This window comes from Synechococcus sp. PCC 6716, from assembly GCF_022570815.1.
GTDB classification, from domain to species: Bacteria; Cyanobacteriota; Cyanobacteriia; order Thermosynechococcales; family Thermosynechococcaceae; genus Thermosynechococcus; species Thermosynechococcus lividus.
In genome coordinates this window covers 1-4,235 of record NZ_JAKLTU010000059.1, presented here as the reverse complement: position 1 = coordinate 4,235, position 4,235 = coordinate 1, and the positions used below count along the sequence as shown (strand labels likewise).

General features: G+C 52.1%; 1 protein-coding gene. It reads right to left on the bottom strand.

Annotation, left to right across the window (positions count from 1 at the left end; translation table 11 throughout):
• Nucleotides 1-4,235, bottom strand: a 4,235-nt coding sequence (locus tag L5220_RS14165) for a tetratricopeptide repeat protein (RefSeq protein WP_499574293.1), incomplete at both ends; no start/stop codon positions are given.

The following is a 4,235-nucleotide window of genomic DNA, read 5'->3' as shown; positions in this document are numbered from 1 at the left end:
CAGACGTGTTAGGGCTGGCTCAATTTGGTTGAGCCTCCAATACAACAGCGCCAAGTTGCTCAGGGCGGTGGCCACTTCTGGATGGTTGGTGCCTAGGGCTTGCTCCAAAATTACCAAGCTGCGCTGTAGTAAAGGTTCGACCTTGCTATATTCCCCTTGTGCTTCATACAACAGCGCCAAGTTGTTGAGGGTAGTGGCCACTTTTGGATGRTTGGTACCTAGGGCTTGTTGCGTTATCGCTAAACTGCGCAAGTACAGAGATTCTGCCTCACTATGCTGGCCTTGCGTTTGATACAGCACCGCCAAGTTGTTGAGGGTAGTGGCCACTTTTGGATGGTTGGCGCCTAGGGCTTGCTCCAAAATCACCAAGCTGCGCTGTAGTAAAGGTTCGGCCTTGCTATATTCCCCTTGTGCTTCATACAGCAGCGCCAAGTTATTGAGGGTCGTGGCCACTTCTGGATGGTTGGTGCCTAGGGCTTGCTCCCTGATCGCCAAACTGCGCTGCAATAGCGGTTCGGCTTTGCTATATTCCCCTTGTGCTTGATACAACCCTGCCAAGTTGTTGAGGACAGCGGCCACATTTGGGTGGCTAGCCCCTAGGGTCTGTTGCAAAATTGCCAAACTGCGCTGGTATAGGGGTTCGGCTTTACTATATTGGCCTTGCTCTCGATACAGTAGCGCCAAGTTGTTGAGGGTAGTGGCCACTTTTGGATGGTTGGCGCCTAGGGCTTGCTCCAAAATCACCAAGCTGCGCTGTAGTAAAGGTTCGGCCTTGCTATATTGGCCTTGCTCTCGATACAGTAGCGCCAAGTTGTTCAGGGATTGGGCGACATCTGGGTGATTGGCACCTAAAACTCGTTCCCTTAACGCCAAACTGCGCTGCAATAGCGGTTCGGCTTTGCTATATTCCCCTTGTGCTTGATACAACCCTGCCAAGTTGTTGAGGACAGCGGCCACATTTGGGTGGCTAGCCCCTAGGGTCTGCTCCAAAATCACCAAGCTGCGTTGGTAAAGCGGTTCGGCTTTGGCGTATTGCCCTTGCTTTTCATACAGTAGCGCCAAGTTATTGAGGGTCGTGGCCACTTCTGGATGGTTGGTGCCTAGGGCTTGCTCCAAAATCACCAAGCTGCGCTGTAGTAAAGGTTCGGCCTTGCTATATTCCCCTTGTGCTTCATACAGCAGCGCCAAGTTATTGAGGGTCGTGGCCACATTTGGGTGGCTAGCCCCTAGGGTCTGTTGCAAAATTGCCAAACTGCGCTGGTATAGGGGTTCGGCTTTACTATATTSSCCTTGYKCTTCATACAGCAGCGCCAAGTTATTGAGGGTCGTGGCCACTTCTGGATGGTTGGTGCCTAGGGCTTGCTCCCTGATCGCCAAACTGCGCTGTAGTAAAGGTTCGACCTTGCTATATTCCCCTTGTGCTTCATACAACCCTGCCAAGTTGTTGAGGACAGCGGCCACATTTGGGTGGCTAGCGCCTAGGGYCTGTTGCAAAATTGCCAAACTGCGCTGGTAWAGGGGTTCGGCTTTGGCGTATTGCCCTTGCTTTTCATACAGTAGCGCCAAGTTATTGAGGGTCGTGGCCACTTCTGGATGGTTGGTGCCCAGGGCTTGCTCCAAAATCACCAAGCTGCGTTGGTAAAGCGGTTCGGCTTTGGCGTATTGCCCTTGCTTTTCATACAGTAGCGCCAAGTTATTGAGGGTCGTGGCCACTTCTGGATGGTTGGTGCCCAAGGCTTGCTCCCTGATCGCCAAACTGCGCTGCAATAGCGGTTCGGCTTTGCTATATTCCCCTTGTGCTTGATACAACCCTGCCAAGTTGTTGAGGGCAGCGGCCACATTTGGGTGGCTAGCCCCTAGGGTCTGTTGCAAAATTGCCAAACTGCGCTGGTATAGGGGTTCGGCCTTGCTATATTCCCCTTGCTCTTCATACAGCAGCGCCAAGTTATTGAGGGTCGTGGCCACTTCTGGATGGTTGGTGCCTAGGGCTTGCTCCCTGATCACCAAACTGCGCTGTAGTAAAGGTTCGACCTTGCTATATTCCCCTTGTGCTTCATACAGCAGCGCCAAGTTATTGAGGGTCGTGGCCACTTCTGGATGGTTAGTGCCTAGGGCTTGCTCCAAAATCACCAAGCTGCGTTGGTAAAGCGGTTCGGCTTTGGCGTATTGCCCTTGCTTTTCATACAGTAGCGCCAAGTTATTGAGGGTCGTGGCCACTTCTGGATGGTTGGTGCCTAGGGCTTGCTCCAAAATTACCAAGCTGCGCTGTAGTAAAGGTTCGGCYTTGCTATATTCCCCTTGTGCTTCATACAGCAGCGCCAAGTTATTGAGGGTCGTGGCCACTTCTGGATGGTTGGTGCCTAGGGCTTGCTCCAAAATCACCAAGCTGCGCTGTAGTAAAGGTTCGACCTTGCTATATTCCCCTTGTGCTTCATACAACAGCGCCAAGTTATTGAGGGTCGTGGCCACTTCTGGATGGTTGGCGCCTAGGGCTTGCTCCCTGATCGCCAAACTGCGCTGGTAAAGAGGTTCGGCTTTGTTATATTCCCCTTGTGCTGCATAGGACAACGCCAAGTTGTTGAGTGTGGTGGCCACTTYTGGATGGTTGGTGCCCAAGGCTTGCTCCCTGATCGCCAAACTGCGCTGCAATAGCGGTTCGGCTTTGCTATATTCCCCTTGTGCTTGATACAAYMGCGCCAAGTTGTTCAGGGATTGGGCGACATCTGGGTGATTGGCACCTAAAACTCGTTCCCTTAACGCCAAACTGCGCTGGTAAAGAGGTTCGGCTTTGCTATATTCCCCTTGTGCTTCATACAACAGCGCCAAGTTGTTGAGGGTAGTGGCCACTTTTGGATGGTTGGCGCCTAGGGCTTGCTCCAAAATTACCAAGCTGCGCTGTAGTAAAGGTTCGACCTTGCTATATTCCCCTTGTGCTTCATACAGCAGCGCCAAGTTGTTGAGGGTAGTGGCCACTTCTGGATGGTTGGTGCCTAGGGCTTGCTCCCTGATCGCCAAACTGCGCTGCAATAGCGGTTCGGCTTTACTATATTGCCCTTGTTCTTGATACAGTAGCGCCAAGTTGTTCAGGGATTGGGCGACATCTGGGTGATTGGCACCTAAAACTCGTTCCCTTAWCGCCAAACTGCGCTGGTATAGCGGTTCGGCTTTGCTATATTCCCCTTGTGCTTGATACAACCCTGCCAAGTTGTTGAGGACAGCGGCCACWTTTGGGTGGCTAGCVCCTAGGGCTTGCTCCAAAATCACCAAGCTGCGCTGTAGTAAAGGTTCGGCCTTGCTATATTCCCCTTGTGCTTCATACAGCAGCGCCAAGTTATTGAGGGTGGTGGCCACTTCTGGATGATTGGTACCTAGGGCTTGTTGCGTTATCGCTAAACTGCGCAAGTACAGAGATTCTGCCTCACTATGCTGGCCTTGCGTTTGATACAGCAGCGCCAAGTTGTTGAGGGTAGTGGCCACTTTTGGATGGTTGGCGCCTAGGGCTTGCTCCAAAATCACCAAGCTGCGCTGTAGTAAAGGTTCGGCCTTGCTATATTCCCCTTGTGCTTGATACAACCCTGCCAAGTTGTTGAGGACAGCGGCCACATTTGGGTGGCTAGCCCCTAGGGTCTGTTGCAAAATTGCCAAACTGCGCTGGTAAAGAGGTTCGGCTTTGTTATATTCCCCTTGTGCTGCATAGGACAACGCCAAGTTGTTGAGTGTGGTGGCCACTTTTGGATGGTTGGTGCCTAGGGCTTGCTCCCTGATCGCCAAACTGCGCTGCAATAGCGGTTCGGCTTTGCTATATTCCCCTTGTGCTTGATACAACCCTGCCAAGTTGTTGAGGRCAGTGGCCACTTTTGGRTGGTTGGCGCCTAGGGCTTGCTCCAAAATCACCAAGCTGCGCTGTAGTAAAGGTTCGGCCTTGCTATATTCCCCTTGTGCTTGATACAACCCTGCCAAGTTGTTGAGGACAGCGGCCACATTTGGGTGGCTAGCCCCTAGGGTCTGTTGCAWAATTGCCAAACTGCGCTGGTATAGGGGTTCGGCTTTACTATATTCCCCTTGTGCTTGATACAACCCTGCCAAGTTGTTGAGGACAGCGGCCACATTTGGGTGGCTAGCCCCTAGGGTCTGTTGCAAAATTGCCAAACTGCGTTGAAATAACTCCAGTGCTTGAGCGTATTGAGCTTTTTGATACTGTTCAATTCCTAACTGTTCGAGTCGCTTGGCTTCTT